Below are 19,682 nucleotides of genomic sequence, written 5' to 3'. Positions count from 1 at the left end.
CCAATTCTATATTCTACTTTTCTGAATTGCTCAGGTCCACTCCGTTGCGAAAATGTTTTTTCAGGGCGCTGGCTACAGCAGGATGGACAAAAGCGCTGACATCTCCGCCCAGTCGACTGATTTCCCGAACCAGGCTGGAGGAAAGGAAAGTATGCTGATCGGAAGTCATCAAAAACAGCGTTTCAATTTGCGCATCCATGCGGCGATTAATGGAAGCCAATTGAAACTCATGCTCAAAATCAGAAATGGCGCGTAATCCGCGCAGAATCAGATGGGTTTTTTCTTCCTGCAAGAGGTGGATCAACAATCCGGAAAAAGCGCGTACCCGGACTCCCGGAATGCCTGTGAGGGTTTCCGTTGCCAGGGCGACTCTTTCAGCTAGAGGAAATATGGGATTTTTGGGAGTTTCCGAGGCGATGGCCACCACGACTTCGTCAAAAAGCTGGGCAGCGCGACGGACCAGGTCTTCATGTCCATGGGTGATTGGATCAAAAGTGCCGGGATAAATAATCCGTCTGGGCTGGGAGGTTGTATGCATGTGCTCCTACTGCTTGCTAAACAAAGTGTAAAAAGCATCACCACAATGTCCGTGGCGATAAGTCTGCCAACCCGCAGGGATATCTGCGGCCTGCCATTGTTCTGCAGCCGAGCTTTCCAGGTATAGCCAGCAGGGTTTTTCCGATGTTGCGCAGGCAGCAAAACAAGAGGCCAGACGCTGCGGCCAGTCCTGATCAAAAGGCGGATCAGCAAATACTATATCAAAGGAAGGGGCATTCTGCTGTAGATAGTGCAGAGCATCCTTACCGGCAAGCTGGCTTTCCGGCACCTCACAAGCCTTGAGATTTTGTAGTAACAGGACACGATGCCGGGGGTTTTTTTCGATAAAAACCACTTCTCTGGCGCCCCTTGACCAGGCTTCCAGCCCCAGCGCGCCACTACCGGCGAAAAGGTCCAGAACCCGCGCGCCTGCAACCACCCCGCCCAACCAGTTAAACAATCGTTCTCGGACTACCCCGGGCGTAGGGCGAACACCAGAATCTGCAGGGGTCAACAGACGGCGACCGCGATGCCGTCCAGCAATGATACGGACGGTCATGGTTTTTTACCCCGAACAGCAGGTGGCAGATAGTCATCAGCGATGGGCACATTGTTCGCTGCACTGCTTCGGTGGATAATGCAACTATTCATAATGTCTGAGGTTCTGCCCGTTCAATGGTTTTTAATTGGTTCAAGCGTAACAAAAGCCCTTCTCAGGAGGAAATGACAGAAGCCACCGACGCAACTGTCCAGCCTGAGCCTGCTGAGGAAAAACCGGATACTGCTTTGCCTGCAAATGTTGAGGCAGAGCCAGAAGCCGTATCTGAAGAAGAGGCTACTCCGCCACCCGAACCGCTATTGGAAGAACCGGAAGCGCAGCTAACAGAGTCTTCCGAAATGGCATTACCGGCTGCCGAAACTGCCGCCAGTTCCGTGCAGAAAGGGCTGTTCACACGGCTGCGAGAAGGTCTGAACCGGAGTCGGGAGCAGTTTACCGAGGGCGTCGGTCGACTGGTTCTGGGTAAAAAAGTCATTGATGACGAATTGCTGGAAGATCTGGAAGCGTTATTGTTACAAGCGGATCTGGGTGCTGCAGCGACCCGGGAAATCATGACCTCGGTGACGGAAAAAGTGCGTCGTAAGGAACTGACAGATCCTGCCATCCTGAAAAAAGCCCTGCGCGATGCGCTGCTCGATATTTTGCGCCCGCGTGCGGAACTTTGGGTGCCGGAAAAAGGACGGACTCAGGTATTGATGATGGTGGGTATTAATGGTGCCGGTAAAACGACGACTACGGGCAAACTTGCTGCACGCTGGAAAGCCGATGGCTTTTCCATGGTGCTGGCGGCCGGAGACACTTTTCGGGCGGCTGCGGTTGAGCAGTTGCAGGGCTGGGGGCAACGTGTGCAGGTTCCGGTAGTCGCGCAGGGAACGGGTGCAGATAGTGCCTCGGTAGTATTTGATGCTTTTGCAGCGGCGCGGGCCCGATCTGCCGATCTGCTCATTGCCGATACGGCAGGGCGCCTGCATACCCAGGACCATTTGATGGAAGAGTTGAAAAAGGTCAAAAGGGTACTGGCGAAGCAGGATCCAGAAGCGCCCCATCAGATCTGGTTGGTGCTAGATGCAGGAACCGGACAAAATGCCTTGAATCAAGCCCAGCAGTTTCATGAGGCTATCGGTCTGACGGGTATATGTATTACCAAACTGGATGGCACCGCCAAGGGCGGGGTGGTGGCGGCTATTGCCAAGGCTCTGCCAATTCCGATTCGTTATATTGGTGTAGGCGAACAGGTGGCCGACTTGCGTCCCTTTGATCCAGAATCTTTTGTTGATGCCCTCTTCGCGGAGCCGAAGTCATGATTGAATTTATCAATGTCACCAAACATTATCCCGGCCGCCATCATGTGCTGCGTGAACTGAATCTTAAATTGCCGACCGGGCAAATGGCTTTATTGACCGGGCCTTCGGGTGCCGGCAAAAGCACGCTCCTGAAATTGTTGCTGCGCCTGGAAGATGTCAGTCATGGCACGCTGATGGTCAATGGCGTGGATGTTTCGACCCTGAAAAAACGTCATATTCCAGCCTATCGTCGGCGCATCGGGGTGGTTTTTCAGGATCACAAATTATTGATGGATCGTGACGTATTCAATAATGTCGCGCTGACATTGCAGGTCAGTGGGGTATCTGGCAAGCAGATTCAGAGCCGGGTAAGGGCAGCACTGGAAAAAGTCGGGTTGGGTAACCGGATTCATAATTTGCCGGCCACGCTGTCGGGTGGCGAACAGCAGCGGGTAGGGATTGCCCGGGCCATTGTGCACACCCCGGAAATTCTGCTCGCCGATGAGCCGACCGGTAATCTGGATGGTTCGTTGAGCACGGAAATTCTGGATTTATTCCGGGACTTTCATCAGCACGGTACCACGGTTCTGGTAGCAACCCACGACCAGTCCCAGGTAGAGCGTCTGGGGCTCCCCGTCTTTCATCTGGAGCAAGGGATGCTGCAAGATTCCAAGGAGAAATCCGCGTGAGTGCCTTACATATTCGTCAGGAAGCCGCCCAAAATGCCGTGAACACCCTGCTGAAGCAGCCGCTAGCGACGTTAATGACCATTTTTGCCCTGGCTATTGTGCTGGCGCTGCCCGTGGGCCTTTTTGCGGCGCTCAATAATCTCCAGCAATTGTTGGGGCAATGGCGAGATCAAGCCCAAATTTCCCTGTTTCTCCATCAGGATGCCACGGAGCAAGACATACAGCAGCTGCAGAAGCAGCTACAGAGCAGCACCGGAGTCGTTAATGTGCGCTATGTCGGTAAGGAAGCCGCATTGAAAACGTTTGAAAAAAACGCCGGAATGACTGCTGCCATCAAAATTCTTGGAGAAAACCCACTACCGGCTTCGTTTATTGTTGAACTGAATCCGTTGTCTGAAAGTCCGGCAGCCTTGCAGGCGCAAATTCAGGGGTGGGCGCGTCAACCCGGAGTCGCCAGTGCCCAGTCCGATTTGCATTGGGTGGCGCGTCTGCAGGCCATTCTGGCCCTGGGTAAAAGGGCTGTCTGGATTTTGGCCATTATGCTGGCCGTCGGCGCGATTCTGGTCATGGGGAATACCATTCGTCTGCATATTGCCCAGCGCCGCGATGAAATTGACATTGCCAGTCTGGTGGGGGCAACGCGTGCCTTTATCCGCCGGCCATTTTTGTATCAGGGACTGATTCAGGGGTCCATTGCCGGAATACTAGCCTGGATTATTATTGCGATTACCATCGCGATTTTGCAGGGACCGGTTGATCGTCTGGCGACTTTGTATGGTACCCATTTTCAGCTTTTGGGCCTGACGGGCCTGGAAGGGCTGATCCTGATTATTATCAGCGCTATTCTCGGCTGGCTGGGTTCACGTCTTGCAGTGGGGCAGCACCTCGACCATACTTTTTCGTAATGGATGAGCTACCCTTGAAAATATTGTTCGGGATCCCCATTTACATATCATGGTGTGTATGTATTGAGAAGCTGGGTTCAGTTTTCGTGGATAAGGAACCAGCTGCAGATCTTGAGAGTCCAAGGTATGTTGATTGTTGCGAGGACTAATTATGAATGAACTTGCTATAGCCAGTAGAGATTTGGTCAGTGCCGACGGGCTGGCAGCTTATCTGCGTTTCGTGAATGCCCAGCCCATGCTGGAGCCTGAAGAAGAGCGGGATCTGGCCCTGCGTCTGCGCGATCATGAAGATGTCGAAGCGGCAAAATCCCTGGTGCTCAGTCATCTGCGCTTTGTGGTGCGTATTGCTCGGGGTTATCGGGGCTACGGCCTGCAGGAAGCCGACCTGATTCAGGAAGGAAATATTGGTCTGATGAAAGCCGTCAAGCGCTATGATCCTGATCATGGCGTGCGCCTGGTCTCTTTTGCCGTACATTGGGTCAAGGCAGAAATTCATGAATTCATTTTGCGCAACTGGCGTATTGTCAAAGTGGCTACTACCAAGGCCCAACGCAAGCTGTTCTTTAACCTGCGTTCCAGCCGAACCCACACCGGCTGGTTGAGTGGTGAGGAAAGTGCAGCCATTGCCGAAGATCTTGGTGTTACCCAAGCGCAGGTGCTGGAAATGGAAGGCCGGATGACGGGGCATGACTATTCCCTGAATATGGAGCCCGATGAAGAAAGTGGCCATTCGCGGGTCATGGAACTGGCTGATCCTGCGGAGTCCACGGTAGATCAACTCCTGGATAGAGATTGGGACGAGCACCAGCATGCCGTATTGCAGAGCGCCTTGTCGGCTCTGCCTCAGCGTGATCGCTACATCATTGAAAACCGTTGGCTCAGCGAAGATCCCAAGACATTACAGGTGCTGGGTGATGAGCTGGGAGTTTCTGCAGAGCGTATCCGCCAGCTGGAAAAAAGCAGCATGGGCAAGCTGCGTCAGAAAATGCTGGCACTCAGTCCGGCGGCCTGAACCGATGTTGTTGTTTCATATTGACGATGCAGGACGTTGGCCGAATTTGTTGGCCAACGTGCGCAATGCAGCGGCAGCGGATCCTAATCAGGCGCTGCGCGTCATTGCCAATGGTCAGTCTCCAGTTTCACTGTGGGCGCATGGCCACTGGCGGCGTGAAATTGAAGAGCGGATCAGCGCTGGTTTATGTGTGGATTTTTGTGAAAACAGTTTACGCAGCATGGGCTTGGACCCCGCCGACCGGCCTGCTGGCAGTCATCTGGTTCCGGCGGGCGTTATTGCCATTGCGGAGGCCCAGGCAGCCGGAGCGTTTTATCTCAAGCCCTGACTTTCTTTCTGGTAACCCAATCTGAACCCAGTCTATAAAATATAGCGGGACAGATCTTCGTCCTGGGCCAGATCCTGCAAGCGCCCATCCACATATTCTGCATTGACTTCCAAGCTGGGCTGACTCAGATCGGGCGCTGAAAAAGCCACTTCTTCCAGCAGGCGTTCCATGACGGTGTGCAGGCGACGGGCACCAATGTTCTCGACCCGTTCGTTAACCTGTTGCGCGATTTCGGCAATGCGCTGTACGCCATCATCAGTAAATTGCAGGGTGACCCCATCACTGGCGAGCAGCGCGCTGTACTGACGAACCAGGGCATTTTCTGGTTCTTGCAGAATACGGACCAAGTCTGCCGCACTCAGGGCATCCAGCTCTACGCGAATGGGGAGTCGTCCCTGCAGTTCCGGGATCAGGTCCGAAGGTTTGCTGAGATGAAACGCCCCAGAGGCAATGAACAGGATATGGTCGGTTTTCACCACGCCATAACGGGTGCTGACGTTGGACCCTTCCACTAGCGGCAACAAATCCCGCTGCACCCCTTCCCGGGAAATATCGGTACCCTGCTGGCTCCCGGAACGTACCGCGACTTTGTCGATTTCATCAATAAAAACAATACCACCAGACTGCACTCTTTCCAGGGCCAGGGCGCGTACTTCTTCTTCATTGACCAGCTTGGCGGCTTCGTCATCCGTCAGCAGACGCCGGGCTTCCGCCACTGGCACCTTGCGGGTGCTGGTTTTACCTTGGGACATGTTGGAGAACATATCCCGCAGTTGGTTGGTCATTTCTTCCATACCCGCTGGTGCCATGATTTCTACACCCGCTTTGGGAGCAGCAACCTCAATTTCAATTTCCTGCTGGTCCAGTTTGCCCTCGCGGAGCATCTTGCGAAATTTTTGGCGGGTCCCTTCATCGCTGCGTGGCACCGTGCTGTCCCGGGGGCCGGGAATCAACGCATCGAGAATGCGTTCTTCGGCCATTTCTTCAGCGCGTTGGCGCATGGCCGATTGGCGTTCGCTACGAATCATATCTACAGCCGTTTCGGTCAGGTCCCGGATAATGGATTCCACATCTTTGCCGACGTAACCCACTTCTGTGAATTTGGTGGCTTCCACCTTGATGAAAGGGGCGTTGGCCAATTGCGCCAGACGGCGGGCAATTTCAGTTTTGCCGACGCCGGTAGGCCCGATCATCAGGATGTTTTTTGGGGTGATCTCCTGATGCAGGGGCGCAGGCACCTGGCCGCGTCGCCAGCGGTTGCGCAGGGCAATAGCCACTGCACGCTTGGCGTCAGACTGGCCGATGATGTACTTGTCCAGTTCCTGGACGATTTCACGGGGGGTCATTTCAGACATGCTCATAGTTCTTCAATCGTATGGTTGTGGTTGGTATAAATGCAGATGTCCCCGGCGATGCCCAGCGCCCGTTCGGCGACTTCACGGGCCGGCAACTCGGTATTTTCCAGCAGGGCGCGGGCCGCAGAAAGGGCATAGGGACCGCCGGAGCCAATAGCAATAATGCCGAATTCCGGTTCCAGCACATCGCCCTGGCCGGTAATAATCAGACTTTGTTTATCGTCGGCAACGGCCAGCATGGCTTCCAGTCGCCGCAATACCCGGTCGGTGCGCCACTCTTTGGCGAGTTCAACGGCAGCCTTGGCCAGTTGTCCGGGATGGGCTTTCAGTTTGGCCTCGAAGCGTTCGAGCAGGGTAAAAGCATCGGCGGTAGCACCTGCGAAGCCAGTCAACACGCCCGGCTCAATACGCCTTACCTTGCGGGCATTGCCTTTCATGACGGTATTGCCAAAAGTTACCTGACCATCTCCGGCCATCACCACATTGCTGCCGCGTCGCACGCAAAGAATGGTGGTGCCGTGCATGGGTAATGCATCTGTCATACGTTGTCCTCGGTTTCCGGGCGTTGTGTGTGTTTGGCGCGCGGGTGAGCTGCATCATATACATGCGCCAACTGTTGATAGTCCATATGGGTATAAATAGCCGTGGTTGCAATACCTGCGTGTCCCAGATATTCCTGCACGGCGCGCAAATCGCCGGCGGACTGGAGAAAATGGCTGGCTGCACTATGGCGTAGGGTGTGGGGATGAATATGCTGACCCAGGCGTTTTTCTCCCAATTCCTTGATGCGGATTTGAATGCTGCGGATACTGAGACGATGAGCAGAGGCGTTGAGCAGCAAAGCGTTTTCTTCCAGAAGATGCTTGTCCATCAGCAGCGCATGACGTAAGGGTAAATACAAATCGAGCATTCGCCAGACGGTTTTGCCCGCTGGAACAATGCGCTCCTTGCTGCCTTTACCCATGACCCGCACGGTCCCGCCATGACGATCCAGATCTTGCAGGTCTAATCCCGCCAGTTCACTGACGCGCAGGGCGCTGGAATAGAGCAGTTCCAGTATCAGTTGATCGCGGCTCTGCGCAAAATTGGGGGCTGTAGAGGGCTCGTCGGCAGGGTCCATCAACTGTTTGGCCTGATCGACGGTCAACCAGTCCGGCAGGCGTTGTTCAGATTTGGGCATCATGATGCCTTGCACTGGATTCGACAAATCCGGTAAATCCTTTTGCAAATGCCGATACAGGGCACGCAGAGCGGCGAAACGTCGGCGCAGGCTGCGCACAGCCACTCCACGACTGCGTTCCGCCATCAGATAAGCGCGCAAATCGCCGGGCTGAATATGGGCAATGTCCTGATGTCCACGACTTTGCATAAAGTGCAACCAGCCTTGTAAGTCGCGATGATAAGCTGCGACGGTAGCAGGGCTGCTGCGCCCGCTGCGGGCAAGAGCCACTGTAAAGTCATCGACGGCTTCCTGCATCAACATGGGGTCAGGCAGCGATCCAGAGCGGCCGTCACCAGACGGCCAATTTGATTGAGTAAATCCGCACCCGCATCCTTGGCATAGCGCTCAGGATTTTGACTGCCCAGCACAATGCCCGCCTGAATATGCTGGCCAACCAATGGAATCAGGGCAAAAGATTCCAGAGCTGCCCCCTCGGCTGCAAACAAAGTACTCCGCAAGCTCGGGTTGATGGAAAGACCCGTGGCCGCTTGTGCGGGCGGCGAGCCGTCCAGTATCCCCAGAAAATCCGCTTCTTCAAGCACCGTAAACTGGGGCAGATCCGACACCGGCGTGTGGGCAATCAAGGCCAGCGCCTCCACCTGAAAACCTTCGTGCAGCCGGGTCAGCACGGTATTCAAGGTTGCCGGACAGTCCGGCGTGTTCAGCAATTCGGTGGCCAGATCAGAAAGGTGCAGTCCCAGTGCCGCATTTTGTTGGGCGGCACCCAGCAGGGCGGCAATACGCTGCTGCAGACGGTTATTTTCGTCGCGTAAAATCTGTGCCTGTCTTTCGAGCAGGGAAGAGGCGGACCCGCGACCAACATGGGGAAGAGTCAGGGACATTAACAAATCTTCCTGATCCCATAAATATTGCGGATGTTCGAGCAGGTACTGGCGGACTCGTTCTGCCTGATCATCGTGTTCAGGGGCTGTTGCCAACTTAATCATCCTCCCAATGGGTATCGCTGTAGCGTTCGGGGGCACTGTGTACTTCCAGCGCCGCGATCAGATGAGCGAGGGTTTCACCTTCCTGATCTGTCAGTTTGTGCAGAAAAGCCAGATCCTGGGCGTTGCAGTTCAGGCTGTCAGCTATGGCTTGTACCGTGGTGTTCTGCATGATGGTATCCCCCTTTGTCTGTCAAACAATGTGTTATAAGAGCCAGGTTCCGTCAAAAACCACCTGCGCTGGTCCGGTCATCATAACGGCTTGTTCTGGCCCTGCCCATTGAATGTGCAAGCGACCGCCCGGAAGATCTACCGCAACGGCCTGGTCCAGCGCTCCCCAGCGGATTCCGGCCACCACCGCCGCACAGGCATTACTGCCACAGGCCAGGGTTTCTCCGGCACCACGTTCCCAGACCCGCAGACGAATATGGGAGCGGTCACAGATTTCCATGAACCCGACATTGCAGCGCTGCGGAAAATCCGGGTGCTTTTCGATTTGCGGCCCGAGCTGGGTGACGGGTGCTGTGGCCACATCCGGCACGCGCAGTACGGCGTGCGGATTACCCATGCTGAGTGCGGCCAGGCGCAGGGTGTCATGATGGATTTCCAGCAGGTATTCGGGGCCTTCTTCCCGGGTTTTAAAAGGAATGGCCTCCGGAGCAAAACGCGGAGCTCCCATGTTAACGCTGACCTCGCCGTTTTCGAGGATGCGAAGTTGCATTTGTCCGGACTGGGTTTCTACCTGAATGACATCCTTGTCACTAAGTCCAGCACGGCGAACAAATACTGCAAAGCAGCGCGCACCATTCCCACACTGGGCGACTTCACCGCCGTCCGCATTGAAAATGCGATAATGAAAATCACAGTCCGGAGACTGGGGATTTTCTACCAGCAGAATTTGATCGCAGCCAATACCAAAGTGGCGGTCAGCCATGGCGCGGATGTGATCTGGCGTCAATTGAACCTGCTGGCGGACACCATCGAACACGACAAAATCATTGCCGAGGCCATGCATTTTAGTGAAATGGAGTTTGCTGCGGGCGGTGTGATCAGTTTTAGCTATCATGGACAAGAGTTTAGCACGGACTAGGGCGGAAGGCTCGAAAAGGGTTAGTGTCCCCTTGGCAACAAAAAAGCGCCGAGGAGAAACCTGGGCGCTGCTGCATTCTTGGCTGGGGAACGTGGATTCGAACCACGGTTAGCGGAGTCAGAGTCCGCTGTCCTGCCGCTAGACGATTCCCCAAGAGTGGCGGCGATAATAGCTTCAGGCCAGCTTCCCTGTCAAACCGGATTGCTGGATCAGGTGAAAATAACACTGACTTTGTATTTATTTTGCCGACGTTGTAAAAAAGGTGTTGTCAAAATGTTGCAAACTGTCCACACCGGTGCTATAACTTGCCGCGTAGTATCCAAACAATGCTCTCGAGGAGGAGCTTTATCATGAAGAAGAATCTTATCGCTTTGGCCGTTGCGGCCGCAGTTTTGGTTCCTGGTGCAGCTTTTGCTGCAGACAGTTCCAGTAATGACACCGGTCCGGTTGTTTTTGGGTATGCCCAGATCACGGGTGCCCAGCAGTTCGGTACCGGTCCCGGTACTTCCAATGGGTTGATGTTTGGTGCTAACCGCATCCGTCTGGGCTTCAAGGGTGAAGCGGTTCCTGGCGTCAACTATTTCATCCAGGGTGCGTATGACGAGGCAGGTCTTGGTAATGGTATGGCCAATGGCCTGAATAACGGTCTGGGCGGCAACATGATGGGCGGCATCACAGCCCAACTGATGGATGCCTGGATCAATTATGCTCCGGTGCCCTTTGTGCAGTTAAAAGTCGGCAAGTTCAAAACCCCTGAAGACCTGGAATATACCAGTATTGCCGGTAACGAGTTGCCCTTCATCTACCGCAATATGGGTCAGTCCCTGTTGTCCGGTCGTTCTGCCGGTGCCATGTTCCATGCCAACAACGTCATGGGTTCAGGTGTAGGTTATGCAGTCGGTATTTTTGATAACACCTCCGTAGACAAGTACACGGTTTTCAGTAATGTCACTCCAACCAATCCATCTGGCGGTGGTCAGAGCGGCATGCTCAATGGTAATGGCAAGTACATTGTTTCCGGCATGCTGAAGTACAGCATGGGTCCTTTGTTGACTGCTGAAGCAAGTGGCAGTCTAGGCACCGAACCTAACCGTGGTAGAGACGATCTCTACAGTTGGAACGTGGGCGTGCGTGGTGGCTTGATGGGCATTCACTACGCTGCTGGTTATACTCGTGCCAGCGGGATGTCTAGCTGGGGTTATTTGAACACCAATCCTTTCTACAACCCGGTAACCTATACCGCGTACGATTGGCATGCGGAATTGGGGGTCAATCTTTACCAGATGACCCTGTCTCCCATTGATATTGAGCCTGCCATCCGTTACGACTCGTACACGGTCCATGGTCAGGGCACTTTGGGTAACGCTACAGTGGGCTTGAATTATTTCGTCAATCCCAATAACCCCCATGCCGCTGAGGTGCAATTGAATTACATCATGGCGACCCGTGGTGGTTCAATTAATCAGATCTATGGCAGTTCTGTAAATGGACAGGCACCCATCAACGGTGTGGCTTACAACACCCTGATGTTGCAGTTCCAGGCTGGTTTCTAAGTCAAAGCAATTCCCGGGTGGCTTCGGTCACCTCTTGCCGCCCCTTCGGGGGCGGTTTTTATTTGCTTTTTGAGCAGGATACCGTTATAAGAAAACCCGCTGCGGGGAGGCTTGATCCCGCGTTTTTTCTTATGACCGTTTTGGGGAATATCAGTGGCTCGTCAAATCCGTAATATCGCTATCATCGCCCACGTTGACCATGGCAAAACCACGCTGGTGGATCAGTTGCTCCGTCAGTCCGGTACTTTTGCCGCACACCAGCAGCTGGAAGAGCGGGTGATGGACAGCAACGATCTTGAAAAAGAGCGCGGCATTACCATTATGGCGAAAAACACGGCGGTGCAGTGGGGCGATACGCATATCAATATTGTCGATACTCCCGGACATGCCGACTTCGGTGCTGAAGTGGAGCGTGTGTTGGGCATGGTGGATGGCGTTCTGCTGCTGGTGGATGCCGTCGAGGGCCCCATGCCGCAGACCCGCTTCGTGACCCGCAAGGCCCTGGAACTGGGTCTGAAACCTATTGTTGTTATTAATAAGGTGGACCGCCCCGGCGCTCGCGCCGACTATGTCATCAGCGCCACTTTTGATCTTTTCGACAAACTCGGTGCTACCGAAGAACAACTGGATTTCCCGGTTATTTACGCCTCCGGTCTGCAGGGCTATGCGGGTGAAGATCCTGAGGTGCGTTCGGGTGACATGAAACCCCTTTTCGAGATGATTTTGACCCATGTGCATGCCCCGGAAGGTGATCCGGAAGGTCCCTTGCAAATGCAAATTGCCGATCTGGATTACTCCAGTTATGTGGGTCGTATTGCCATTGGCCGGATTCGCCGTGGTTCCATGAAACCCGGCCAGGATATTGTCCTGATTCATGGCGTGGACCAAACCCAGACCAAGGCGAGGATTTTGCAGTTGCTGGGTTTTGATGGCCTCAAGCGGGTGCCCTGGGAAACGGCTACGGTGGGCGATATTGTGGCGGTGACAGGTATTGAAGAACCTTCCATTGGTGCGACCATTGCCGCGCCGGAAGCGCCCGAAGCCTTGCCCTGGAAACCTATTGATGAACCGACCCTGAACATGACCTTTCAGGTGAATACCAGCCCCTTTGCCGGGCGTGAAGGCAAGTTTGTCACCAGCCGCCAGTTGCGCGATCGCCTGTACAAGGAGCTGCTCATTAACGTGGCGTTGCGGGTGGAAGATACGGATAACGCCGATGTGTTCATGGTGTCCGGACGCGGCGAACTGCATCTCACCATCCTCATTGAAAACATGCGCCGCGAAGGCTATGAACTGGCCGTTTCTCGTCCCCGGGTGATTCAGCGTCAGGTGGATGGCGTCTGGGAAGAGCCTTATGAAGCCTTGACCGTAGATGTGGAAGAAACCCATCAGGGCACCATCATGGAGCGTTTGGGCATCCGGCGCGGTGAATTGCAGGACATGATGCCCGATGGCCGTGGCCGGGTGCGTCTGGAATACAAAATTCCCGCGCGCGGCCTGATCGGCTTTCATACCGAGTTTTTGACGGCCACGTCCGGTACGGGGGTGATCAGTCATATTTTCGACGGTTACGGTCCGGTCAAGGGCAGCATTCCGGCGCGTAATAATGGCGTGCTGATTTCCGCAGAAGAAGGCGAGGCAGTGGGTTTTGCCCTCTTTAATTTGCAGGATCGGGGGCGGATGTTTGTCAGCCCCGGCGACAAGGTCTATGAAGGCATGGTGATTGGTATTCACAGCCGTGACAATGATCTGGTGGTCAATCCCCTCAAGGAAAAGAAGCTGACCAACATGCGGGCTTCGGGTTCTGATGAAAACATCATGTTGACGCCACCCATTAAGATGACGCTGGAAGCTGCGGTAGAGTTTCTGGCCGACGACGAACTGGTGGAAGCAACACCTCAGTCCATCCGGATTCGCAAGCGCTATCTCACGGAAAACGAGCGTAAAAAGGCGTCACGTGGCGGTGCCGGAAACGGTTAAGCCAAAAAGCGGCAGTTGCCGTGGATGATTTGCAGCGACTTTTGTTTCGAGCCGTTGTTGTTCTTGGCGAAATCCAGCGCCCGTCAGGAGAGCTGTTTGAGCCCAAAGGGCGAGTTCTCTCCTGACAGCAGGATGAGCCTTAGAACAACAGGCAAGGAACAATGGAGCAAAAAGCATCCACGGCAACTGCCGCTTTTAAGTTAAGCGAATTTCACCACTGAAACACCCTGTGTTCAGTGGCTGACTGCAGGCCCGGAAGCGGCAACGCTTACCGGGCTTGATATTTTATGGTGCTTTTTCCAGCGTGATGAGGCGGAACCAGCCGCCCATGGCCCCCGGTTCGTCACTTATACACTGTAATTCCGGGCGCTCTGCCAGAATCTCCTCAAAGGTCAGATCCGTATGGGTGGCTACGGCACCCGCTACCCGTCCCAAGGCGCGTCTTAACCAGGCTTTTTGACCGGGACGTAAAAATTTGTCGAGTAGTAAAATCCGGCCTCCGGGTTTGAGAACGCGGCTGGCTTCTGCCAACGCTTTGCCGGCATTGGGGACCACCGCCAGAATTAAATGCATCACCACAAAATCGAAGGACGCATTGGCAAAGGGCAGCACTTCGGCGTCGGCCTGAACCAATGGAATGGGGCTTGGCAGATTTTGCGCGCGGCGCAGCATGGCGTGGGTCAGGTCAATGCCAATGGCGGTACAGTGATTTGGCAAAAAGGGAATGTCCAGCCCGGTGCCAATGCCATCGATTAAAATCTGACAGGACGCATTTTGAGGGATTTGGCGGAGGCTGCGCTGACGTAAAGGTTCGGAAAAACCGCGTACTGCCTGATCGTAAATGGGCGCCCAGATGCCGTAGGCGCGCTGCAGGCTGCTGCGGCTCAATGAAATACCGTAGCGACGGCCAGACGAAATGCAGGAATGGGGCTTTCGAAGGTTTCCCCGTCTGCAGTAATCCATTCGTAACTGCCGTGCATGCTGCCTACAGCCGTAGACAGAACCGAGCCGCTGGAATAGCGAAAGCGTTGTCCAGGCTGCAGAGTGGGCTGTTCGCCGACCACGCCGGGACCTTTGACTTCCTGGATATGACCTTCGGCGTCGGTAATAATCCAGTGGCGATTCAGTAGTTGCGCCGTTTGCGGGCCGTGGTTTTCGATGGTGATCTGGTAGGCAAAAGCATAATGCGCCTGCTCGGGGCTGGATTGTTCGGGAATATATCGGGTTTCTACGGTGATCTGAATGTCTGTGGGGGCGTTTTCTGCCATGATCTTACTCCGGGCGTTGAGCCACTAGGATAATCAAGAACCAGTCTAACGAGCGGGAAGCCACCTGCCAAGCCGCTTCAGCGTCGTTTGTTTGGAATTTTTGCAGCAGGCCGGAGCCGATACAGGATGACGATGCGGCCAATACGTCCAACGACTTCGGCGTGACTGGCACTGACCAACCGGGTAATCATGGCATCGCGCAGCGCATGTTCCACTTGGGGTAAGCGGGCCTTGATGAGTTCATGGGCATCCAGAGCGATTTCCAGTTCGGCGAGCAGGGCATCAGTGACGCCCTGCGCACCAATCATCACAACCGGTTTGAGGGTATGGGCCTGACCGCGCAGGTTTTGTCTTTGTTTGGCGTCCAGCATGGTATCCTCGTCAGACAGATGATTCGATAAATGGTGGACGGGAGTGTACGTTTGCGCGATGCGGTGGTCAAAGGTCGGAGGTTGTTGCAGTGGCTAGAAGTAAATCCAGTGAAAAATGGCTGAAAGAACATTTTCGGGATGTGTTCGTGCAGCGTGCCATGAAAGAAGGGTATCGTTCTCGGGCAGCTTACAAATTATTGGAAATTCAGGAGAAAGATCGGCTGATTCGTCCCGGTATGCGCGTCCTTGACGTGGGTGCCGCGCCGGGGGGCTGGACCCAGGTGGCCGCCCCGCTCATCGGCCGTAACGGGCGGCTGGTGGCTGTGGACCGACTGGCTATGGACCCAGTTGCCGATGCCTCGGTAATTTATGGTGACGTTTACGAAGATGCGGTGATTGCCGCCTGTCGGGAGGCCTTGCCGGAAGGGGCGGATTTGATCATGAGTGATATGGCCCCCAATATGTCCGGGATTGCCAGTGTCGATCAGGCCCGCGCCATAGACCTGGCGGAACTGGCGCTGGATATGGCCCACCGCTGGCTGCGTCCGGGCGGGTCGCTGTTGATCAAGGTGTTTATGGGGGCGGGCGCTGAAGAGCTGCGTCGTGCCCTGCGCAAGGATTTCAAAAAAATTGTGGTACGCAAGCCGGAAGCTTCACGCGCCCGTTCTACCGAACAGTACTGGCTGGCGCTGGACTTTCAGGGAGTTGCACAGGAAAGGTTGGACAACGCGCCAGCGAGTTCCCTATAATCTGCAGCATGCGCAGTTAGCTCAGCTGGATAGAGTGTCGGCCTCCGAAGCCGAAGGTCACTGGTTCGAATCCAGTACTGCGCACCAATAAAATTAATTAGTTGTATTGGATTCGTATCGTTAAGGGGAATCCGTATCGCGCCGGCAACGGTTGCCCATCAAAACCCAGTGTCAGTTGGGTTTGTGGGTGCAGTGCCGTGGCCATGTCGATACTGGTGAAATAATCATCAACACAGTGAAATGCGACGTATTTCGCCGAGGTGTCTGCGCCAATACGTTTCAAAAACTCCGAGAAAGGCACACCATGCCATCGCCCGATGGCACTCCAACCTTCCACGCAAATATGGCGCGTGATCTGTTCTACCTGGGGCAGCGCCTGTAGTTCAGCCAAAGTCCAAGATTTGTGATTGCTGACGCGCCCCGACACGTCCAGTTGAAAATCAGCAGCATCAACTTGAGGCACTTCGGCTTCGCTGTAATAGGCATTAAACGGGAAGGGCCGCGTGATTTGGGATTTGCTGTAGGTTGGTGCCAACTTGTTTGGATCAAACAGCCATGCTTGTGCCTTGTCGTTAAATCGGGAGACCTGAGCAAGTAGTTTCTCTACACCGTCGTGATCACTGATCGAGCAGCCGGTCAGAAGTGATAACCCGCCGAGTGTTGCGAATTGCTTGAGAAAATGCCGCCGATTGAAGCGTCCCACCAGCGATACGGCTTCTTTGATGATCGCATCGGCATCGACGCTCGATTCCGGTGTTTTTATTTGCTTATTCATCGTCTGAGTTTTCCTTGTTTATGCTTACGTGGTTTCGATGCCGATTGGTTTTGTTAGCGGCCACGAATCATCGTGAGCAAGCTGCGTGGAACCAGTAGCACCATCAACAAATGGATTGCGATAAATCCCAGCAGAAACGCCATCGAACAGAAGTGCACATAGCGCGCGGTTTCATAACCACCCAACAGAAAGGCCAAGGTGGAAAACTGAACCGATTTCCATAACACCAAACCGGAGAGAACCAGCAGCACAAGATCCAGAACCACAAAGAGATAAGCGGCTTTTTGCACGCTGTTGTACTGACTTGCCTCGGCATGAGATAAACGACTGCGCAGTGCCGCCTTGATATCGCTCCACACCGCGCGCGGCGAGAGCGGGGAAAACTTATGCCAGAACCGGCGGCTGACGCCATTGAACAGAAGATAAATCAATCCATTCGCAGCCAAAATCCACATGGCGGCAAAATGCCAATCCAAAGCACCACCCAGCCAGCCACCCAGCGTGATATCATTGGGGAAACTAAAGCCAAACAACGGCGAGGCATTGTAAATACGCCAGCCGCTGCTAATCAGGATCAACACAGCCAAGGCATTCACCCAATGCGTGAGGCGCAACCATAAGGGATGGATCATGGCTGGCTTGATCTTGTCGCTATTCTCGGGTGTCGTATTAAATATACTGGTTAACGATTCGCTCATTTTCTTCTCCCACCGATCAAGTCCTTTTCCCTCGTCTTGCTGGGTAATACGTCGGCGAAAAAAAATAGTTACAGTCAGCTGGGTTTTTTTAAGAAAGCGCTGAAAACAGCCCTGATGTCATACATAATTTATATGCCTGTAACCCGGAGCGTTCTTTTGACGAATAGGAATGAGACAAGCTAAATGAGTAGCCTGAGAAATGACGCCGACCTTCATCGAACCGATCGCGTTTCAAGACGGTATTGCGTGGACTTCCATGGTTGATGAGCCAATCGAGGTAAGTGAGACCGAGAAGCACGTTCGCGCCTTGCTCCTCAGCAGCCTCGACGGAGACGCCAAGGCGTATCAACTTTTTCTCAAGGAGCTGGCGGGTTTATTGCGCGGTTATTTTCGTCGGCGCTTGGCATCCCTGCCCGATGCGGTGGAAGATCTGGTACAGGAATCCTTGCTGGCCATCCACAATAAACGCCATACCTATGATCGGAACCAACCGGCCACGGCCTGGGTTTATGCCGTAGCCAAATACAAACTGATTGACATGCTCAGACGGCACGAGCGCTACGACAAACGAAATGATCCACTCGATGATGACACGACACTCTTCACGCCATCCGACAACGAAGCCGCAGACGCGCAGCGCGATGTGTACACCATGCTCTCGCACCTTCCCGATCAAATGCGACTGCCCATTATTCTGACCAAGTTAGAAGGTCTGTCGGTGGCTGAAACCGCAGAGCGCACCGGTCTTACGGAGTCGGCTGTCAAGGTAGGTGTTCATCGAGGGCTCAAAAAACTGCATACGTTATTTCGAGGTAAACCATGAAAACGGACGATTTGATTCTCATGCTGGCCCAGGGCGATGTAGCCGTACCCCGTCATGTTGTCGCCAAACGACTCAGCATTGCTTTAGGCATCGGGTTATTTGTGTCATTTGGCCTGATGCTGGCTGCTTTAGGGCTGCGCCCCGATCTTGAATCGGCAAGTATGCTGCCCATGTTCTGGGTGAAACTCGCATTCGCGTTCAGCATGGGGACGATTGGGCTGATTGCTGTCAAGAAAGTCGCGCGCCCGGAAGGGACAATCAACCGCACGCTCTGGGCCATGGCGTTCCCGATCGGCCTCATTTGGCTTTTATCGTTGATTCTGGTGGCGTACGAACCGTCTTCTCAGCGCTGGCACATGCTGCTCGGTGAAACCTGGTACGAATGCCCCTTGTTGATCACGATGCTGTCCGCGCCCATTTTCATTGCCTTGCTATGGGCCATGCGCAGCCTGGCGCCCACCCAATTGGGGCTGGCGGGTGCTGCTGTTGGTTTGATGTCTGGAGGCTGGGGTGCCGTTGTGTACAGTCTGCATTGCCCTGAAATGGGCGCGCCGTTTATCGGCACCTGGTATTTACTCGGGATTTTGATTCCCACCGTGCTCGGTGCACTACTCGGGGAAACATTGTTGCGTTGGTAATGCGCCTGTTGCCGCACAACCCCCAGGGGGCGGTATTGGGTAGCTTAATGGTGTCAGGCGTTTCCATTCGGAAGCTTCTGGCCAGAAAAGTATGCACCACACCTCACAGCCAAAGTGTACGAATGGGATACTGCCTGATAGCGGGGTCAGGGGTGACCAAGGTCAGTCCACGTTCGATGGCCTGACAAATCAGCATGCGGTCGAAAGGATCCCGATGAATGGGCGGTAGTTGCGGAAGATGACGCAGGTCGGTATCGGACAGCGCTATGCGTCGAAAATCCACTGCATCGATTTGGCGGAGCATATAGTCAAAAACCGATTCGGAACCGCTCTCGATAACCAGCTTGCCGCTCGTGTGCTTCACCAGAATTTCCCAAATGGTGACCACACTTATACAAACCTCCGCATCCTCGGCGATATGGCTGCGCGCAGTAGCCGGAATCTTTTCTGTCTGTGCCAACCACCAGATCAGGGTACAAGTATCCAGCAGCAGCATCATCAGGTTTTGTCCGGTGTTGCCCCGAACTGCAGCGGATCATTTCGATGGGTGTCATACCAATCGGCCAGCTCCGCGTCGGACAAGGGAGCAAAGGCATCTTCGGCCCAATGTATTTTACCTTTAGCCAAGCCCATGGGCCGACTTTTCTTGGCCGGGATGGTTGCCGAAATCGGTCGCAACTCGGCAATCGCCTTGTTACGACGGGCAATAATCACGGTCTCGCCTCGCTCTACCTTGCCGAGGTATACGGATAGCTGGGCTTTCACTACATGAATATTCACCACTTCCATTGTTATCGGACCTTATATCTGACCAACTTACAAGGATTCTAGACCATGTTCGAAAAAAAAGCTGCTGTTTTCCTCTACGCGGTCAGCCCTGTCCATTTTGGCGCCGGCCAAGCT

Annotated in this window: 26 protein-coding genes and 2 tRNA genes; 12 read left to right on the top strand and 16 right to left on the bottom strand. The window is 54.2% G+C overall.

Features of this window, described 5'->3' with window-relative positions:
• Positions 1 to 13: 13 nt before the first annotated feature.
• The gene (coaD, locus tag HJG40_RS02015; RefSeq protein WP_215862653.1) at positions 14 to 538 is read right to left on the bottom strand and encodes a pantetheine-phosphate adenylyltransferase; all 525 of its coding nucleotides are present in this window, start codon (positions 536 to 538) and stop codon (positions 14 to 16) included.
• Positions 539 to 544: 6 nt separating this feature from the next.
• On the bottom strand, positions 545 to 1,096 hold the full coding sequence (rsmD, locus tag HJG40_RS02010; protein ID WP_215862652.1) for a 16S rRNA (guanine(966)-N(2))-methyltransferase RsmD: 552 nt from the start codon (positions 1,094 to 1,096) through the stop codon (positions 545 to 547).
• A gap of 338 nt (positions 1,097 to 1,434) precedes the next feature.
• Between rsmD and ftsY the strand changes: the two genes are divergently transcribed.
• The 5 genes from ftsY to HJG40_RS01985 all read left to right on the top strand — a co-directional run bounded on the left by ftsY (position 1,435) and on the right by HJG40_RS01985 (position 5,313).
• Complete coding sequence (gene ftsY, locus HJG40_RS02005; protein ID WP_438263554.1) at positions 1,435 to 2,400, top strand: signal recognition particle-docking protein FtsY; 966 nt, start codon at positions 1,435 to 1,437, stop codon at positions 2,398 to 2,400.
• A complete protein-coding gene (ftsE, locus tag HJG40_RS02000) occupies positions 2,397 to 3,068 on the top strand; it encodes a cell division ATP-binding protein FtsE (RefSeq protein ID WP_215862650.1) in 672 nt (223 codons plus the stop codon). Before ftsY ends, ftsE begins: the two co-directional genes overlap by 4 nt.
• Positions 3,065 to 3,973: a permease-like cell division protein FtsX gene (gene ftsX / locus HJG40_RS01995; protein ID WP_215862649.1), complete on the top strand. Its 909-nt coding sequence runs from the start codon at positions 3,065 to 3,067 to the stop codon at positions 3,971 to 3,973. The genes ftsE and ftsX overlap by 4 nt, the downstream gene beginning before the upstream one ends.
• A gap of 151 nt (positions 3,974 to 4,124) precedes the next feature.
• Entirely contained in the window at positions 4,125 to 4,985 is an 861-nt protein-coding gene (gene rpoH, locus HJG40_RS01990) for an RNA polymerase sigma factor RpoH (protein WP_215862648.1), read from the top strand.
• Between the two features lie 4 nt (positions 4,986 to 4,989).
• Entirely contained in the window at positions 4,990 to 5,313 is a 324-nt protein-coding gene (locus HJG40_RS01985) for a hypothetical protein (RefSeq protein ID WP_215862647.1), read from the top strand.
• Positions 5,314 to 5,345: 32 nt separating this feature from the next.
• Here the strand turns inward: HJG40_RS01985 and hslU are convergent, their stop codons facing one another.
• Genes hslU through dapF form a run of 6 tightly spaced genes read right to left on the bottom strand, consistent with a single transcriptional unit; the run spans position 5,346 to position 9,849 of the window.
• On the bottom strand, positions 5,346 to 6,668 hold the full coding sequence (hslU, locus tag HJG40_RS01980; protein ID WP_215862646.1) for an ATP-dependent protease ATPase subunit HslU: 1,323 nt from the start codon (positions 6,666 to 6,668) through the stop codon (positions 5,346 to 5,348).
• Positions 6,669 to 6,670: 2 nt separating this feature from the next.
• Complete coding sequence (gene hslV / locus HJG40_RS01975) at positions 6,671 to 7,210, bottom strand: ATP-dependent protease subunit HslV (protein ID WP_075323306.1); 540 nt, start codon at positions 7,208 to 7,210, stop codon at positions 6,671 to 6,673.
• Positions 7,207 to 8,151 carry a tyrosine recombinase XerC gene (locus HJG40_RS01970; RefSeq protein ID WP_215862645.1) on the bottom strand — a complete coding sequence of 315 codons (945 nt, stop codon included), beginning with the start codon at positions 8,149 to 8,151 and terminating at the stop codon, positions 7,207 to 7,209. The genes hslV and HJG40_RS01970 overlap by 4 nt, the downstream gene beginning before the upstream one ends.
• Positions 8,145 to 8,837, bottom strand: a complete 693-nt coding sequence (locus tag HJG40_RS01965) for a DUF484 family protein (RefSeq protein ID WP_226856852.1) — start codon at positions 8,835 to 8,837, stop codon at positions 8,145 to 8,147. Before HJG40_RS01965 ends, HJG40_RS01970 begins: the two co-directional genes overlap by 7 nt.
• Entirely contained in the window at positions 8,830 to 9,006 is a 177-nt protein-coding gene (locus HJG40_RS01960; protein WP_215862643.1) for a hypothetical protein, read from the bottom strand. The genes HJG40_RS01965 and HJG40_RS01960 overlap by 8 nt, the downstream gene beginning before the upstream one ends.
• Before the next feature lie 33 nt (positions 9,007 to 9,039).
• Positions 9,040 to 9,849 (bottom strand): diaminopimelate epimerase, encoded by an 810-nt coding sequence (dapF, locus tag HJG40_RS01955; RefSeq protein ID WP_368355863.1) that lies wholly within the window; start codon positions 9,847 to 9,849, stop codon positions 9,040 to 9,042.
• Here dapF and HJG40_RS15350 point away from each other — a divergent pair.
• Positions 9,778 to 9,924, top strand: a complete 147-nt coding sequence (locus HJG40_RS15350; RefSeq protein WP_368355864.1) for a hypothetical protein — start codon at positions 9,778 to 9,780, stop codon at positions 9,922 to 9,924. The two genes, dapF and HJG40_RS15350, sit on opposite strands and share 72 nt — an antisense overlap.
• Before the next feature lie 79 nt (positions 9,925 to 10,003).
• On the opposite strand, the gene HJG40_RS01950 is transcribed toward HJG40_RS15350, so the two are convergent.
• Positions 10,004 to 10,077, bottom strand: a tRNA-Gln gene (locus tag HJG40_RS01950).
• Positions 10,078 to 10,274: 197 nt separating this feature from the next.
• Here HJG40_RS01950 and HJG40_RS01945 point away from each other — a divergent pair.
• Both HJG40_RS01945 and typA read left to right on the top strand, forming a co-directional pair.
• Entirely contained in the window at positions 10,275 to 11,477 is a 1,203-nt protein-coding gene (locus HJG40_RS01945) for a putative porin (RefSeq protein WP_215862641.1), read from the top strand.
• A 153-nt stretch (positions 11,478 to 11,630) separates the two neighbouring features.
• Positions 11,631 to 13,457 carry a translational GTPase TypA gene (typA, locus tag HJG40_RS01940; RefSeq protein WP_081577617.1) on the top strand — a complete coding sequence of 609 codons (1,827 nt, stop codon included), beginning with the start codon at positions 11,631 to 11,633 and terminating at the stop codon, positions 13,455 to 13,457.
• Between the two features lie 285 nt (positions 13,458 to 13,742).
• On the opposite strand, the gene HJG40_RS01935 is transcribed toward typA, so the two are convergent.
• The 3 genes from HJG40_RS01935 to HJG40_RS01925 form a co-directional block, all read right to left on the bottom strand.
• The gene (locus HJG40_RS01935; RefSeq protein ID WP_215862640.1) at positions 13,743 to 14,345 is read right to left on the bottom strand and encodes a class I SAM-dependent methyltransferase; all 603 of its coding nucleotides are present in this window, start codon (positions 14,343 to 14,345) and stop codon (positions 13,743 to 13,745) included.
• Positions 14,342 to 14,725 carry a Co2+/Mg2+ efflux facilitator ApaG/CorD gene (gene apaG, locus HJG40_RS01930; RefSeq protein ID WP_215862639.1) on the bottom strand — a complete coding sequence of 128 codons (384 nt, stop codon included), beginning with the start codon at positions 14,723 to 14,725 and terminating at the stop codon, positions 14,342 to 14,344. Before apaG ends, HJG40_RS01935 begins: the two co-directional genes overlap by 4 nt.
• 77 nt (positions 14,726 to 14,802) lie before the next feature.
• Positions 14,803 to 15,096 carry a YhbY family RNA-binding protein gene (locus HJG40_RS01925; protein ID WP_215862638.1) on the bottom strand — a complete coding sequence of 98 codons (294 nt, stop codon included), beginning with the start codon at positions 15,094 to 15,096 and terminating at the stop codon, positions 14,803 to 14,805.
• Positions 15,097 to 15,185: 89 nt separating this feature from the next.
• Here HJG40_RS01925 and HJG40_RS01920 point away from each other — a divergent pair, with 89 nt between their 5' ends.
• A complete protein-coding gene (locus HJG40_RS01920; RefSeq protein ID WP_215862637.1) occupies positions 15,186 to 15,845 on the top strand; it encodes an RlmE family RNA methyltransferase in 660 nt (219 codons plus the stop codon).
• Positions 15,846 to 15,855: 10 nt separating this feature from the next.
• Positions 15,856 to 15,932: transfer RNA gene (locus HJG40_RS01915), tRNA-Arg, on the top strand.
• 10 nt (positions 15,933 to 15,942) lie between these two features.
• Here the strand turns inward: HJG40_RS01915 and HJG40_RS01910 are convergent.
• Both HJG40_RS01910 and HJG40_RS01905 read right to left on the bottom strand, forming a co-directional pair.
• A complete protein-coding gene (locus tag HJG40_RS01910; protein WP_215862636.1) occupies positions 15,943 to 16,620 on the bottom strand; it encodes a molybdopterin-dependent oxidoreductase in 678 nt (225 codons plus the stop codon).
• Positions 16,621 to 16,673: 53 nt separating this feature from the next.
• Complete coding sequence (locus HJG40_RS01905; RefSeq protein WP_226856850.1) at positions 16,674 to 17,318, bottom strand: cytochrome b/b6 domain-containing protein; 645 nt, start codon at positions 17,316 to 17,318, stop codon at positions 16,674 to 16,676.
• A gap of 256 nt (positions 17,319 to 17,574) precedes the next feature.
• Here HJG40_RS01905 and HJG40_RS01900 point away from each other — a divergent pair, with 256 nt between their 5' ends.
• Both HJG40_RS01900 and HJG40_RS01895 read left to right on the top strand, forming a co-directional pair.
• Positions 17,575 to 18,141, top strand: a complete 567-nt coding sequence (locus tag HJG40_RS01900) for a sigma-70 family RNA polymerase sigma factor (protein WP_215862635.1) — start codon at positions 17,575 to 17,577, stop codon at positions 18,139 to 18,141.
• A complete protein-coding gene (locus tag HJG40_RS01895; protein ID WP_215862634.1) occupies positions 18,138 to 18,779 on the top strand; it encodes an NrsF family protein in 642 nt (213 codons plus the stop codon). The genes HJG40_RS01900 and HJG40_RS01895 overlap by 4 nt, the downstream gene beginning before the upstream one ends.
• A 103-nt stretch (positions 18,780 to 18,882) precedes the next feature.
• Here the strand turns inward: HJG40_RS01895 and HJG40_RS01890 are convergent, their stop codons facing one another.
• Both HJG40_RS01890 and HJG40_RS01885 read right to left on the bottom strand, forming a co-directional pair.
• Positions 18,883 to 19,278: a type II toxin-antitoxin system VapC family toxin gene (locus HJG40_RS01890; RefSeq protein ID WP_215862633.1), complete on the bottom strand. Its 396-nt coding sequence runs from the start codon at positions 19,276 to 19,278 to the stop codon at positions 18,883 to 18,885.
• Complete coding sequence (locus HJG40_RS01885; RefSeq protein WP_215862632.1) at positions 19,278 to 19,559, bottom strand: type II toxin-antitoxin system Phd/YefM family antitoxin; 282 nt, start codon at positions 19,557 to 19,559, stop codon at positions 19,278 to 19,280. Before HJG40_RS01885 ends, HJG40_RS01890 begins: the two co-directional genes overlap by 1 nt.
• Between the last annotated feature and the right edge of the window lie 123 nt (positions 19,560 to 19,682).

Source organism: Acidithiobacillus concretivorus, from assembly GCF_018853445.1.
GTDB lineage: Bacteria > Pseudomonadota > Gammaproteobacteria > Acidithiobacillales > Acidithiobacillaceae > Acidithiobacillus > Acidithiobacillus concretivorus.
Note: the sequence above shows the minus strand (reverse complement) of the source record. Positions and strands in the feature narration are given on the sequence as shown.

Bases quoted from the DNA above. Each gene is read 5' to 3' on its own strand.
- coaD (WP_215862653.1), bottom strand. From the start codon at position 538: ATGCATACAACCTCCCAGCCCAGACGGATTATTTATCCCGGCACTTTT.
- rsmD (WP_215862652.1), bottom strand. From the start codon at position 1,096: ATGACCGTCCGTATCATTGCTGGACGGCATCGCGGTCGCCGTCTGTTG.
- ftsY (WP_438263554.1), top strand. From the start codon at position 1,435: ATGGCATTACCGGCTGCCGAAACTGCCGCCAGTTCCGTGCAGAAAGGG.
- ftsE (WP_215862650.1), top strand. From the start codon at position 2,397: ATGATTGAATTTATCAATGTCACCAAACATTATCCCGGCCGCCATCAT.
- rpoH (WP_215862648.1), top strand. From the start codon at position 4,125: ATGAATGAACTTGCTATAGCCAGTAGAGATTTGGTCAGTGCCGACGGG.
- HJG40_RS01985 (WP_215862647.1), top strand. From the start codon at position 4,990: ATGTTGTTGTTTCATATTGACGATGCAGGACGTTGGCCGAATTTGTTG.
- hslU (WP_215862646.1), bottom strand. From the start codon at position 6,668: ATGTCTGAAATGACCCCCCGTGAAATCGTCCAGGAACTGGACAAGTAC.
- hslV (WP_075323306.1), bottom strand. From the start codon at position 7,210: ATGACAGATGCATTACCCATGCACGGCACCACCATTCTTTGCGTGCGA.
- HJG40_RS01970 (WP_215862645.1), bottom strand. From the start codon at position 8,151: ATGTTGATGCAGGAAGCCGTCGATGACTTTACAGTGGCTCTTGCCCGC.
- HJG40_RS01965 (WP_226856852.1), bottom strand. From the start codon at position 8,837: ATGATTAAGTTGGCAACAGCCCCTGAACACGATGATCAGGCAGAACGA.
- HJG40_RS01960 (WP_215862643.1), bottom strand. From the start codon at position 9,006: ATGCAGAACACCACGGTACAAGCCATAGCTGACAGCCTGAACTGCAAC.
- dapF (WP_368355863.1), bottom strand. From the start codon at position 9,849: ATGCATGGCCTCGGCAATGATTTTGTCGTGTTCGATGGTGTCCGCCAG.
- HJG40_RS01945 (WP_215862641.1), top strand. From the start codon at position 10,275: ATGAAGAAGAATCTTATCGCTTTGGCCGTTGCGGCCGCAGTTTTGGTT.
- apaG (WP_215862639.1), bottom strand. From the start codon at position 14,725: ATGGCAGAAAACGCCCCCACAGACATTCAGATCACCGTAGAAACCCGA.
- HJG40_RS01925 (WP_215862638.1), bottom strand. From the start codon at position 15,096: ATGCTGGACGCCAAACAAAGACAAAACCTGCGCGGTCAGGCCCATACC.
- HJG40_RS01910 (WP_215862636.1), bottom strand. From the start codon at position 16,620: ATGAATAAGCAAATAAAAACACCGGAATCGAGCGTCGATGCCGATGCG.
- HJG40_RS01905 (WP_226856850.1), bottom strand. From the start codon at position 17,318: ATGAGCGAATCGTTAACCAGTATATTTAATACGACACCCGAGAATAGC.
- HJG40_RS01900 (WP_215862635.1), top strand. From the start codon at position 17,575: ATGGTTGATGAGCCAATCGAGGTAAGTGAGACCGAGAAGCACGTTCGC.
- HJG40_RS01895 (WP_215862634.1), top strand. From the start codon at position 18,138: ATGAAAACGGACGATTTGATTCTCATGCTGGCCCAGGGCGATGTAGCC.
- HJG40_RS01890 (WP_215862633.1), bottom strand. From the start codon at position 19,278: ATGATGCTGCTGCTGGATACTTGTACCCTGATCTGGTGGTTGGCACAG.